Origin of the sequence: Gottfriedia sp. NPDC058432, assembly GCF_042721555.1 — a bacterium.
Classification (GTDB): Bacteria; Bacillota; Bacilli; order Bacillales; family Bacillaceae_G; genus Gottfriedia.
In genome coordinates this window covers 1-12271 of the sequence record NZ_JBHXLC010000005.1, presented here as the reverse complement: position 1 = coordinate 12271, position 12271 = coordinate 1, and the positions used below count along the sequence as shown (strand labels likewise).

The 12271-nt window shown below is 32.5% G+C and carries 14 protein-coding genes; 7 read left to right on the top strand and 7 right to left on the bottom strand.

Annotation, left to right across the window (positions count from 1 at the left end; translation table 11 throughout):
- Positions 1-13: 13 nt before the first annotated feature.
- A complete protein-coding gene (locus ACFWM3_RS07065) occupies positions 14-907 on the bottom strand; it encodes an ATP-binding protein (RefSeq protein ID WP_056468309.1) in 894 nt (297 codons plus the stop codon).
- 377 nt (positions 908-1284) lie between these two features.
- Here ACFWM3_RS07065 and pflB point away from each other — a divergent pair, with 377 nt between their 5' ends.
- The 3 genes from pflB (at position 1285) to ACFWM3_RS07050 (ending at position 4710) form a co-directional block, all read left to right on the top strand.
- Positions 1285-3510 (top strand): formate C-acetyltransferase, encoded by a 2226-nt coding sequence (gene pflB, locus ACFWM3_RS07060; RefSeq protein ID WP_056468311.1) that lies wholly within the window; start codon positions 1285-1287, stop codon positions 3508-3510.
- Between the two features lie 93 nt (positions 3511-3603).
- Complete coding sequence (gene pflA / locus ACFWM3_RS07055) at positions 3604-4353, top strand: pyruvate formate-lyase-activating protein (protein WP_335410422.1); 750 nt, start codon at positions 3604-3606, stop codon at positions 4351-4353.
- Positions 4354-4530: 177 nt separating this feature from the next.
- On the top strand, positions 4531-4710 hold the full coding sequence (locus ACFWM3_RS07050; protein ID WP_056468317.1) for a hypothetical protein: 180 nt from the start codon (positions 4531-4533) through the stop codon (positions 4708-4710).
- A 96-nt stretch (positions 4711-4806) separates the two neighbouring features.
- Here ACFWM3_RS07050 and ACFWM3_RS07045 read toward each other — a convergent pair whose 3' ends face one another.
- The 4 genes from ACFWM3_RS07045 to ACFWM3_RS07030 all read right to left on the bottom strand — a co-directional run bounded on the left by ACFWM3_RS07045 (position 4807) and on the right by ACFWM3_RS07030 (position 7924).
- A complete protein-coding gene (locus ACFWM3_RS07045) occupies positions 4807-4932 on the bottom strand; it encodes a YfhE family protein (protein ID WP_156339631.1) in 126 nt (41 codons plus the stop codon).
- Between the two features lie 68 nt (positions 4933-5000).
- A complete protein-coding gene (locus ACFWM3_RS07040; RefSeq protein WP_056468319.1) occupies positions 5001-5561 on the bottom strand; it encodes a GNAT family N-acetyltransferase in 561 nt (186 codons plus the stop codon).
- Positions 5562-5878: 317 nt separating this feature from the next.
- A complete protein-coding gene (locus tag ACFWM3_RS07035) occupies positions 5879-7009 on the bottom strand; it encodes an amidohydrolase (RefSeq protein ID WP_056468321.1) in 1131 nt (376 codons plus the stop codon).
- An 18-nt stretch (positions 7010-7027) separates the two neighbouring features.
- Positions 7028-7924, bottom strand: coding sequence for a TIGR01777 family oxidoreductase (locus ACFWM3_RS07030; protein ID WP_390310847.1), 897 nt, complete (start codon positions 7922-7924; stop codon positions 7028-7030).
- Positions 7925-8003: 79 nt separating this feature from the next.
- On the opposite strand from ACFWM3_RS07030, the gene recX reads away from it, so the two are divergent.
- Together recX and ACFWM3_RS07020 are read left to right on the top strand one after the other, a co-directional pair.
- Positions 8004-8822, top strand: coding sequence for a recombination regulator RecX (gene recX / locus ACFWM3_RS07025; RefSeq protein WP_390310846.1), 819 nt, complete (start codon positions 8004-8006; stop codon positions 8820-8822).
- A 151-nt stretch (positions 8823-8973) separates the two neighbouring features.
- On the top strand, positions 8974-9297 hold the full coding sequence (locus ACFWM3_RS07020) for a YfhH family protein (protein ID WP_390310845.1): 324 nt from the start codon (positions 8974-8976) through the stop codon (positions 9295-9297).
- A gap of 16 nt (positions 9298-9313) precedes the next feature.
- Here ACFWM3_RS07020 and sspK read toward each other — a convergent pair whose 3' ends face one another.
- Positions 9314-9469, bottom strand: coding sequence for a small acid-soluble spore protein K (sspK, locus tag ACFWM3_RS07015; protein WP_082459389.1), 156 nt, complete (start codon positions 9467-9469; stop codon positions 9314-9316).
- A 122-nt stretch (positions 9470-9591) separates the two neighbouring features.
- Here sspK and ACFWM3_RS07010 point away from each other — a divergent pair, with 122 nt between their 5' ends.
- The gene (locus ACFWM3_RS07010) at positions 9592-9870 is read left to right on the top strand and encodes a YfhJ family protein (protein ID WP_335414608.1); all 279 of its coding nucleotides are present in this window, start codon (positions 9592-9594) and stop codon (positions 9868-9870) included.
- 86 nt (positions 9871-9956) lie between these two features.
- Here the strand turns inward: ACFWM3_RS07010 and ACFWM3_RS07005 are convergent, their stop codons facing one another.
- Positions 9957-10934, bottom strand: coding sequence for a metal-dependent hydrolase (locus ACFWM3_RS07005; RefSeq protein ID WP_390310844.1), 978 nt, complete (start codon positions 10932-10934; stop codon positions 9957-9959).
- Positions 10935-11020: 86 nt separating this feature from the next.
- On the opposite strand from ACFWM3_RS07005, the gene mutY reads away from it, so the two are divergent.
- Positions 11021-12115, top strand: coding sequence for an A/G-specific adenine glycosylase (gene mutY / locus ACFWM3_RS07000; RefSeq protein ID WP_390310843.1), 1095 nt, complete (start codon positions 11021-11023; stop codon positions 12113-12115).
- The last annotated feature ends 156 nt before the right edge of the window (positions 12116-12271 follow it).

Sequence of the window (12271 nt, the reverse complement as noted above, 5' to 3'; positions counted from 1 at the left end):
ATCATCACTCATTTCAAGAAAGAAAATAACTTTCAGCTAGTTCTCTAACAGTTTCACGCTCAATATCATCACTTAATTTAGCGATAATTGTACGTTCAATTGCTCGAAGTACTGGTATATGAACAGATAAATCACATGCGTCAAGAACACCACGAATACTTGCTGCATCCTCACTAATTCTGCCTTCACTTGCTAATGGGATTAAATCACTTGAAAAGCTTGTGAATTTCTTAAGTAGTTCTTCATCTTGAAGCTCAGATTCAACTTTTAATAACTGAAGTAATGATTCCCCGTTAATGTATGGAACATCTATAATAATGAAGCGATTTTTTAAAGCTTCATTTAATTCGCTAGTTCCTACATATCCTTCATTAATTGCTGCGATTACTCTAAAGTTTTCGTCACCTTTTACTACTTCTTGAGTAAATGGATTTGTAATCATTTTACGATAATCAAGCGCACCATGTAGTAATGGTAATGTTTCTGGTTTAGCCATGTTAATTTCATCGATATATAAAATATGACCTTTCTTCATTGCTTTCATTAAAGGTCCATCGATGAATATTACTTCAGAACCGTGTGTATTAGAAGCAATTGTGTTGTAACCAACAATACCTTCTAAATCTAAATCGACTGAGCAATTTATGCTATGCATTGGTTGATAAAACAATTTTGAAAGAGTCTCAGCTAAAACCGTTTTACCACTTCCTGTTGGACCTTTTAATAATATATTTTTACCAAGTAGAAGGGCAGTAATAGCATCTTCTAAAATCGTTTTGTCTTGAGAAACATATTGCTTTGTTCCGATTAATAATTGCTCTTCTTTTAGAACTTTTTGAATTTGTTCATTATATATTAAATTTAATTTTTCATTAATCGAACTAGAAAGATTTAGTTTTGTATTCATAAATTACTCCTTTAAATAAACATTGTTCAATTTCGGTTTTGTATTAACCATAGTATTAGCACATATCCGGATTGTGATTGTCTTGTCCATATTTTTCAGTGAATTTGCTAATACAGTTTCTATCTTTTGAGTATAACAGTTTGTTGTTTAACAGGAAAGTTTTCAGAGCGAATTACTATATATATGAAGCAACTGTAATTTAGTGGAAAGAATTAGGTGTTAATATTATTAACATCAAAACTACTTTGTTCAACATTTCACAATATGTTCATAATATAAGTGAAAGTTTCAGTTCATCGTATGATAAATTATATACGTAATCTGTTATATACCTAATTAGCTTTCTGTATTATATACAGAAGAGGAGGAGTAATACGATGGAACAATGGAGACAATTTGAAACTGGACGATGGGAAAAATCGATTGATGTAAGAGACTTTATTCAAAAAAATGTTAATTCTTATGTTGGGGATGAATCTTTTCTTGTTGGTCCAACTGAAGCAACTAGCAAACTTTGGGATTTAGTACTTAAGTTATCTAAGGAAGAACGCCAAAAGGGCGGAGTTTTAGATATGGATACGAAAATTGTATCTACGATCACTTCACACGAACCAGGTTACTTAGAAAAAGAATTAGAGCAAATTGTTGGATTCCAAACGGATAAACCTTTTAAAAGATCATTACAACCATTTGGTGGAATTCGAATGGCTGAAGCATCATGTGAATCTTATGGATATAAAGTTGATGAAGAAATAAGCAAAATATTTACAGAATATCGAAAAACGCATAATCAAGGCGTATTTGATGCTTATACTGCAGAAATGAAAGCAGCAAGGCGTTCAGGTGTTATTACTGGTCTACCTGATGCATATGGTCGTGGAAGAATTATAGGTGACTATAGAAGAGTAGCTCTATATGGCGTCGATCGACTAATTAAAGATAAAATTGATACATTAAATAAAATGACAAGTGTAATGACAGAAGAAGTAATACGAGATCGTGAAGAACTAAATGAACAAATTCGCGCATTAAATGAATTAAAACAAATGGCTGCAAAACATGGATTTGATATTTCTGGGTCGGCAACAAATGCAAAAGAAGCTTTCCAGTGGTTATATTTTGGATATTTAGCAGCTATAAAAGAGCAAAATGGGGCGGCGATGAGTTTAGGTCGAGTTTCAACATTTTTAGATATTTATATTGAACGCGATATTGAAGAGAATACTTTAACCGAACAAGAAGCACAAGAATTAGTCGATCATTTTGTAATGAAACTACGATTAGTTATGTTTGCTCGTACCCCTGATTATAATGAATTATTTTCTGGCGATCCTACTTGGGTAACAGAGTCAATTGGTGGAATAGGAATAGATGGTCGTCCACTAGTAACGAAAAACTCATTCCGCTTTTTAAATACTTTAGATAATCTAGGACCTGCTCCAGAACCTAACTTAACAGTACTTTGGTCAGAAAAACTACCAGTCGGATTTAAACAATATTGCGCTAAAATGTCCATTAAAACTAGCTCAATTCAGTATGAAAATGATGATATCATGCGTCCAGAATATGGTGATGATTATGGTATTGCATGTTGCGTATCCGCTATGACAATCGGTAAACAAATGCAATTCTTTGGTGCACGTGCAAATCTTGCGAAAGCATTATTATATGCAATTAACGGTGGTAAAGACGAAAAGTCAAAAGCTCAAGTAGCACCTATGTATGCTCCGATTACATCTGAGTATCTTGACTATGAAGAAGTGAAAATGAAGTTTGACGTTTTATTAGATTGGTTAGCAGGATTATATGTTAATACATTAAATTGTATCCACTTTATGCATGATAAATATAGCTATGAACGAATAGAGATGGCGTTACATGATGCAAATATAAAACGTACAATGGCAACAGGTATTGCAGGATTGTCAGTATGTGCTGATTCATTATCAGCAATTAAGCATGCAAAAGTTAAAACAATTCGCGATGAAAATGGAATTGTTGTTGATTTTGAAATTGAAGGAGACTATCCAAAATACGGTAACAACAATGATCTCGTAGATGATATTGCAGTAGAACTTGTTGAAAGCTTTATGGCAAAAGTAAGAAAGCATAAAACATATCGTAATTCAATCCATACAACATCAGTGCTAACGATTACGTCTAATGTTGTTTATGGTAAAAAGACAGGTAATACACCAGACGGTAGAAAAGCAGGTGAACCATTTGCTCCTGGTGCTAATCCTTTACATGGACGCGATACAAATGGAGCTCTAGCATCATTAAGTTCTGTAGCGAAATTACCTTACGAAGATGCACAAGATGGAATTTCAAATACTTTCTCAATCGTTCCGAAAGCTTTAGGAAAAGACGAGAGTACACAAATATTAAACTTAGTAGCAATGTTAGATGGATATACAGTAAAAGGTGGTCATCACTTAAACGTAAATGTATTCAATCGAGAAACATTAATGGATGCGATGGAACATCCTGAAGAATATCCGCAATTAACGATTAGAGTTTCGGGTTATGCAGTTAACTTCATAAAACTAACTAGGGAACAACAAATTGACGTTATAAATAGAACTTTCCACGGTTCTATGTAAAAATCCCAGTAATTAAAGCCTAGTGGGGGACATGCTTCACTAGGCTTTAATATTTTACTAATCAGGAAAAAAACAGTTAAAAGGAGAATGACAATGATTTCAGGAAATATACATTCAATTGAAACTTGTGGAACTGTCGATGGACCAGGTCTTAGATATGTAATCTTTACGCAAGGATGTTTATTAAGATGTCAATATTGTCATAACGCAGATACGTGGAAAATTGGCGCAGGTAAAGAAATGTCAGTTGATCAATTAATGAAGGATATCAAGACGTATATTCCATTTATGAGATCATCTGGAGGTGGCGTTACGGTTAGTGGTGGAGAACCATTATTACAATTAGACTTTCTATTAGAACTGTTTAAATCTTGTAGAAAAAATGGGATTCATACAACAATTGATACATCTGGTGGATGTTTCAGTACTGATCCAAATTTTCTTTTAAAATTAGACGAAGTTTTAGAATACACTGATTTAGTATTATTAGATTTAAAGCATTTTGACGAAAAAAAACATATAAAACTTACGGGAAAATCAAATGAGCAGATTAAAATTTTTGCTAAATATTTGAGCGAGAAAAATATCCCGGTTTGGATAAGACATGTCTTAGTTCCTGGAATCACCGACTCAGAAGATGATTTAATAAAACTAGGTGGTTTTATTAACACTTTAGGTAACGTGGAAAAAGTAGAAATTTTACCATATCATCAATTAGGAGTCTATAAATGGGAAGCATTAGGATTAAAATATCCCTTAAAAGATATTCAACCACCTTCAAATGAAAGTGTTAATCATGCTTATCAACTATTAACTCAAAAGAAAGAATTACAAACTTGTTAATAAAACGAATTACTTTGAACTGTCCTTTAAATGTTAGTAGGCGTCTAACATTTAAAGGACAGTTTATTTTAATAGCTTTTTATTATTATTTAGACGATTGACTAAAATAAATTTGAGGTTAGTGAATATAATGAAAAATAGTTATTTATAGTTTCTTATTTTAAAGGGTGAATTTTTATGAAGGAGTTTCGATTTTCGTGGTATGTTTTACTAGATGAACAGAATGGTATCGAAGGGGGATCTTTTGTTCGAGGAGAAAAAATTGAAGATGAAATACATCGAATAAAAGAAAAACTTAGTAAGGAATATTATGTTAGACCGTCTTCGGTTTATATTTTTGAATCAAGTGAAATTTAATTAAGATATTGTAAATTTTTAAAGATGTTTTTATTCGTTAAAAAGTTATTCTAGAAAAACAAAAAAGGCTTCCTAAGAAAGCCTTTTTGAATAAAATTATTTGCCTACTCCATTAAAATTAGTATAACCTGCAGCACGATCAGCTCTCTTAAATTCCTTTGCATATAATACTTCTTGAGTAGAACTTAAATTACGTCTCGTTTTATCTTTTCGTTTATCCACAAAAAACACCTCGCTAAGTTATAAAATCCTTAGTAAGTCTCTCCATTTTTTGTGGCTGATATACTAAATTATGCTTCTTTTAAATGCGTAACTTCATGTTGTTGGTAATCTTCACGCATTGTATGCAATAAATAATTGTCTTTTGTGATTTCAAATAAATCGTAAATTTCTTCATTTTGATTAATTTCATCATATAAACATTTACGTGATTCATTTGCTAGTGATGCGTATGGTAGTTTACTTGCAGCATAAAAAGAACGTTTATTAACTTTACGAATACGCATAAATATAGAGTTTATTCCTAAATCGTGAAATAACTCATGGAAGAAAGCGTCTTTTGCTGGTTTGTTATAACCCATTCCGTGAAAAGGTTTGCCTAACCAAGTTCCTAAAAAGCCAAATCCATCTTCAATATCATGTAAAGAAATGTTACCAATAGGGTTACCCCACTCATCTAAGATAGTTCTTGATATCATTTTTCCTTGTTCTTCTAGCTCGATTGCCTGCTTTGTGATAAAAAGAAATTCTTCGTACGAATTTGCTTTATGACGCACAAAGGGAAAGACATCAGGATGCACCATAAGTTCAAAAAGTACAGAACAATCTTGTAAATCTCGCTGTTTCAGCATCTCTACTCCTCCTCATTATAAGGGTAGCGAAAGAAGGTTACGCCACCCGCGAAATTTTTGTGAGGACTAAACAATAAAATTTAAAGTCCTGTGAAGTGCATTAACTATGAATAAATTAAGAATAATTTTTTAATGCACCCTAAAATTTCGGGGTGGGAATCGAACCCACTAGGACCAGCGATTTACTGGTGGCTCACCATTTGCCTTTCCCGTTAAAATACTATATAAGAAAAGTGTTTTCACACTTTCTATTTAATTTACCGCAAACGTTCTTACTATACTATAATAAACGATTTTGTTCAAATTGCAAACTAAAATTATTCGATATTTTTATACACAATTCTACCATCTATGACAGTGAGTAATGGTTTAGCCATATAATGAAATGGGTGATGGGACCATAATACTACATCACCATCTTTGCCAATTTCTAAACTACCAATTCTATGAGATAAATTAAGGTTTTTTGCTGGATTAATCGTAATTGCTTTTAATGCTTCTAGCTCAGGTAAACCTTCTCGAACTGCGATAGCTGCACATACATTTAAATACTGAATTGGTGTATAAGGATGGTCAGTAGTAATAGAAACACTTACACCAATATCAGCAAGAGCTTTGTATGTAGTCCAGGATTTATTTTTTAATTCGATTTTTGAACGTCTAGTTAATGTAGGACCAACAGATACTTGAAGGTTTCGATCCTTTAGATGGTCAATTATTAAATGACCTTCCGTACAATGTTCAATTCGTATATCTAAGTTAAATTCTTCCCCAAAACGTATAGCTGATAAAATATCATCTGCACGATGAGCATGAATTCGTACTGGAATTTCTCTATTTAAAGCTTTAATAATTGGTAAAATTCGAAAGTCATCTGGGTTATGCGAGTTTTTAGCTTCATAGAATGCTTCACGAAGCATTCCCATAATACCCATTCTAGTAATTGATTCTTTATTCCCGTTACTGTGAGTTCTTTTTGGATTTTCACCAAAAGCGATTTTCAATCCAGACGGTTCTTGAATAATCATTTTATCGATACTTTTACCATATGTTTTAATTGTACAAGTTGTTCCACCAATTACATTTCCACTACCAGGCATGATATGAGCTGTTGTAATTCCATGTTGGATCGCATCAGTAAAAGCAACATCAAGTGGCAATATTCCATCCATTGATCGAATATGCGGAGTTAATACTTCAATTGTTTCATTCGCATCATTTCCAGCCCAACCAGTTCCTTCATCATATAGTCCTAAGTGGGTGTGTACATCAATAAAACCTGGAAAAAGTGGTTTTCCTGCACATTCTATGACAATCGTTTGATCTTCAATCGAAAAAATCTCAGGTGCAATTTCTTTAATTTTCCCATTTTCAATTAACAAATCATGGTTATATAAAACTTGTGATGTAATGGGGAAAATGGTTGCATTTTTAAATAATAGATTCATGATAAATCCTTTCAAATACTAATTTAAAGTTAACAGTAAAGCTTCTTTTAAAGATGGGAATTGAAAGTTATAATTAGTTTGAATGGCTTTAAAAGGCATAACTTTTTGACCTTCTAAAACTAGCATACTCATTTCACCTAGTAATAATTGAAGGGCAAAATTTGGAACTTTTAATATATTTGGTCGATGTAAAGCCGCTGAAAGGGTTCTGCTAAACTCGTTCATTGTTACGGGATTAGGTGACACTAAATTGAATGGCCCCCTAATTTCGGTATTTTTTATCATATGAAGTATTAAGCCAACTACATCCTTCTCATGAATCCAAGAGATCCACTGGGTACCTTTTCCGATTGGACCACCAATAAACATTTTATAAGGCAAAATCATTTTTGGAAGTGCCCCACCATTTAATCCTAAAACAAGACCAAATCTGGCGAGAATAGTCCGAATTCCCAGTTCTTCAGCTTTTTTGGCAACAGTTTCCCATTCTCTTACAGTTGATGCTAAAAAATCATCTGAAATAGGCTTGTCATGCTCATTAAAAGTTATTGACCCTGAGGTTCCGTAAAACCCTATTGCGCTAGCATTAATAAAAAGGTTTGGACGATGGGCTTGTCTTTCAAACCATGTAATTAGAATATTTGTAGATTTTATACGACTTTGTAGAATTTTGTCTTTTATTTGTTTAGTCCACCTACCGCTGTTTATTGATTCACCAGCTAAGTTAATGACTATGTCAATGGACTCCCTAAAAGAATTCGAGTTTAATTGATCCCAATTAATATAAGTAATAAATGGATTAGATGATGTTCTTATATTTCTTGTGACAATATAACATTGAAATTCATGTCGAATAAATTCATTTATTAATTGAGATCCAATAAACCCTGTACCGCCTGTAAGAAGAATCTTCATCCACGCATCTCCTTAATTCATAATATGATATTATAATTTTTATGTGTACATAAAAACAAAATTTCTTTTGAGGTAAATTATGTCTATAATTACGAAAATTCAAGTTCAAAAATTAAATAAAGAACGATTTAATATTTACACAGATAGTGGTAATGGTGAAGAGTACTCGTTTAGTGTAGACGCTGATACTCTTGTTAAATTTAACATACAAAAAGGGCAATCATTTGAGCCATTTGAACTAGAAGAGATATTAAATGCCGATCAACTTAGAAAGGCATATCTTTCTAGCATTGTTTATTTATCTAGAATGATGAGAACAAAAAAAGAAATAGAACAATATTTAACAAAGCAAGAATTCTTAATTGAAACAATACAAACTACAATTATTCGACTTGTAGAAGAAGGGTATATTAATGAAGAAAAATATGCTGAAAGCTATGTCCGTACGTCTATTAATACGACGTTGAAAGGACCGTCAGTCATTAAGAATGAATTATTAGCAAAAGGTATTCATATTTCTGTAATAGAGAAAAGCTTAAATTTATTTTCAAAAGATAAACAAATTCAACATGCTATTTCACTATGCCAAAAAAAGGTTTCTGCACTTTCTAAGTACTCAACAAATCAAAAAAAGGCAAAGCTTGAAGAGCTGCTAAGAAGAAAAGGATATTCTACTAACATCACTTCGATTGCAATTGAAGAAACACATTATGAAAGTGAAGAGGATGATGAATTACAAGCTCTATTAATACATGCAAGAAAAGCGAAAAAGAAATATGAAAAATTTAGCGGCTGGGAATATAATCAAAAAATGAAAACAGTATTATTTCGAAAAGGCTTCCCAATTGATCTAATTGAAAAAGCGATTTTAATTTTAGAAGAGGAAGAACTAAATTAAATTGCTTGTAGTATGTGTAGACAAAGAACTAAAAACTTGTTTTTCAGACTGATTGCAAGCGTTTGGCGGGCAGTCTGAAACTAAATTTATTGGTTGTCTGTTATTAGCTTGATATAATAAATATATCTAAATGATTTCGAGGAGAATTAAAATGGAAATTCCAAAACGATATAGTGACTTAACGAAAGATGAATTAGTTCAAGAAATCAGCAATTTGAATCATCAAGCTAGAAAAGCTGAACAAATGGATATGATCAATGAACTTGAAGTTATACTTCGTAAAAAAACGATGGCTCAATCATACTTATTAGACGTAAGTCAATTTAATCCTGGCGAGCAATATGAATTAATTGAAGAACCTGGTGTATTATTTATGATCACATACATGAATGGGATTTTTGCTTGGGGCCATAAAAGCACTAGTGAAGAAGAAATAGGAATCCCAATTGCATTATTAAAGAAACCAGGGATGTAAAACCCTGGTTAAATTTCTATTCATCACGATTACTTTTTGCCATACGATCTTGTGGATTTGTATTAATGCTCCCATTTGGACGGATAGAAGCATTTTGTGATTTGTAATCAATATTACCATCAATAGCCATATCATGCTTTTGTTTTGAAAAACGTTCGCTTTTTGTTGTCATTAAAAAACCCCCTAGTGATTTGATTAAAACTAATTGATGAAATGAACCATCATCAATATGATGACCATTTTGGATTCAGATATGATGATAATAAATGTTTAAAAATTGGAAGGTGTAATAATATGGAGAAGTATTTAGAGCAATTAACTGAGCTATTACTTAAAGAAAATAGTCATTTAACATATTCACAAGCAAAAATTTGGGTTGAATGGCTATGGGAAGATTTTGAAGCAACTTATGCTAAGGCAGGAGAATATCATGGTGAACAAATGTCTAAAAAGGTTGTTCAACAATTTATTTTCCAATATGGAAAATATTTGCATGAAACAGATATCAAAATTGCAAAGCCACCAGGTTTAGAAATTTTAGAAACGAAAGAGAAGGATAATCTTCTTCATTAATTAAATAACCCTTAGCAAAAAAATGCTAAGGGTTATTTTTTGATTAGAGGATAAAACGAATGGATTTTCATTAAGTGATGCGTTTTTCAAGATTCCACTTTTAGTTTTTTCTGCAATTTTTTCTCACTAAAGATCCAGCCTGTGAACGAACTGATAATATTATGTTCGTAGTCGAATTTGACTACTGCAACAAATGGGTAGTATGTTTCGGTTCGATACCTTAGATCGATTAGTCTTAATTCTTTATGGTCATCATGTCCAATCAATTCCCAAATATAAACTGGTGAAAATGCCAGAAATGATTTAACGTTTTCATCCTTAAAGGCTGCTTTTACATCTTCAATTACTGGTAAGGGGATTCTTTTAAATACGTCGTGGATTTTAAAGATTCTTTTCTTTATTTTGCCAACGTAATGATGAGAATCTGTACTTGCTACAATATGATAATGAGTGTATTTTATAGAAGGTGAAACATAGACCCGTTTTACATCTGGTAATTTTTTTGTGACGGTCTGAATCACGATTTGTTTTTGTCGATATCTAAACGCATAGTAAAAAATCATAATGAAATAGAGCATGACACAGATCGGACCAGCTCTAAAATGAAAAATAACAAATGGAACTCCAACTAAATGGATTGCAAAAATAATTGGATCGAAAGTGTTGATAATGCCAAAAGCAATCCAGCGTTTTGAAAATGGCCTTAGTGCTTGAGTTCCATAGGCATTAAATAAATCAACGAATACGTGCACACTTACTGCCAGGAAAGACCAAAATAAATAGAGTGCATAGTGATCTCTATGGTTAAATAATGTCATAAGCGCAGAAAGTGATAATGTCCATAAAATGACTGCAGGAATTGAATGCGTAATTCCACGATGATGTTTTAAATATTTTGCGTTATTTCTTAATTTTAATATCGTGTCACTGTCTGGTAATTGTGATCCAATGATTGTTGTTAATAAGAGTGAGTTTGTCAAATGTGGATCATGTAGGACAATTGGACTCAGGGTTGCTAATCCGCCAAGTGTAAATCCCATTACAAGATGAGTACCAGTATCCATTTAGTTCCTCCCTTTACTTACCCTTTTAATTTTTATAGTATTGACTATTAACAAAAACATATAGATGTTAGAGAAAGGTATAAGTTATGAATAATGATTTAAATAAGACATTAGAAGTTTTCCCCAAAAATGACTTTAAAAATAATTTAGTTAATTGGTTTTTAGCAGAACAGAGAGATTTACCTTGGAGAAAGAATAAAGACCCATATCGAGTATGGGTTTCAGAAATAATGCTTCAGCAAACACGTGTAGATACAGTAATCCCTTTTTATAATAAGTTTATGCAAAATTTCCCGACTATTGCTGACTTGGCGAATGCCGAGGATGAAAAAGTATTGAAAGCATGGGAAGGACTTGGGTATTATTCTAGAGCTAGAAATTTGCAATCTGCTGTACGAGAAGTCCATGAAGAGTATTCAGGGAAAGTACCAGATACACCGGAATTAATAAGCAAATTAAAAGGCGTAGGACCATATACTGCTGGAGCTATCCTTAGTATTGCATACGGTAAACCAGAGCCAGCGGTTGATGGGAATGTAATGAGGGTATTATCTAGAATACTAACAATTTGGGAGGACATTGGTGTTCCTAAAAACCGAAAAATTTTTGAACAAGCTGTAAGAGCTTTAATTAGTCATGAAGATCCATCTGCCTTTAATCAAGGTTTGATGGAGTTAGGCGCATTAATATGTACGCCAACAAATCCGGCATGTTTACTTTGTCCTGTGAGGGAACAATGTTTAGCGTTTGAAACTGGAGTTGTTACTGAGTTACCGATAAAAAGTAAAAAGAAAGCACCAAAACCAGTTAATTTAGCAGTAGGTGTCATTAAGAATAAAAATAATCAATATTTAATTCAACAAAGACCTTCTAGCGGATTACTTGCGAATATGTGGGAGTTTCCAACTGCTGAATTACAATCAACGTTGTTATCTAAAAGTGATACACTTAGCTTTTTCTTAAATCAAGAATCTCAATTAGTAGTTGAAGGGTTATCATATCAATTTAATATTGAGCATGTTTTTTCACATCTTGTATGGAAAATGGAAGTTTATATTGGAGAAGCAATAAATGAGGGTAGTTTATCAAGTAATCAGAAATGGGTAACATTAGATGAGTGTAAAGAGCTGCCGTTTCCAGTAGTGCATCAAAAGATTTATCAGCAAATCGAAAAGCTTTGAAACAAAAAGCCTCCAACAAAGTAGACTGCACCCCTTAAAGTAGATGTTGAAAAAACCCTCTGTTGGGCAACATTGAATTTAAGGGGTGTTTTTTATGGCAAAAAAAGGGCAAACGTTTCAAAAATATACATTAGAAATTAAGAGTGAAGCAATTCG